Origin of the sequence: Bacillus pretiosus (genome assembly GCF_051294775.1) — a bacterium.
Lineage (GTDB): Bacteria > Bacillota > Bacilli > Bacillales > Bacillaceae_G > Bacillus_A > Bacillus_A wiedmannii.
In genome coordinates this window covers 1-285 of record NZ_JBPPHF010000507.1, presented here as the reverse complement: position 1 = coordinate 285, position 285 = coordinate 1, and the positions used below count along the sequence as shown (strand labels likewise).

At 51.9% G+C, this 285-nt stretch carries 1 rRNA gene; it reads left to right on the top strand.

Annotated features, from left to right (window positions below):
- A 16S ribosomal RNA gene (locus ACSG5Z_RS31940) occupies window positions 1–285 on the top strand; the annotation flags it as partial.

Here is a 285-nt window from a genome sequence, read left to right as displayed (position 1 = left end):
GAGCAACGACGCGTGAGTGATGAAGGCTTTCGGGTCGTAAAACTCTGTTGTTAGGGAAGAACAAGTGGTAGTTGAATAAGCTGGCACCTTGACGGTACCTAACCAGAAAGCCACGGCTAACTACGTGCCAGCAGCCGCGGTAATACGTAGGTGGCAAGCGTTTTCCGGAATTTTTGGGCGTAAAGCGCGCGCAGGTGGTATCTTAAGTCTGATGTGAAAGCCCACGGCTCAACCGTGGAGGGTCATTGGAAACTGGGAGACTTGAGTGCAGAAGAGGAAAGTGGA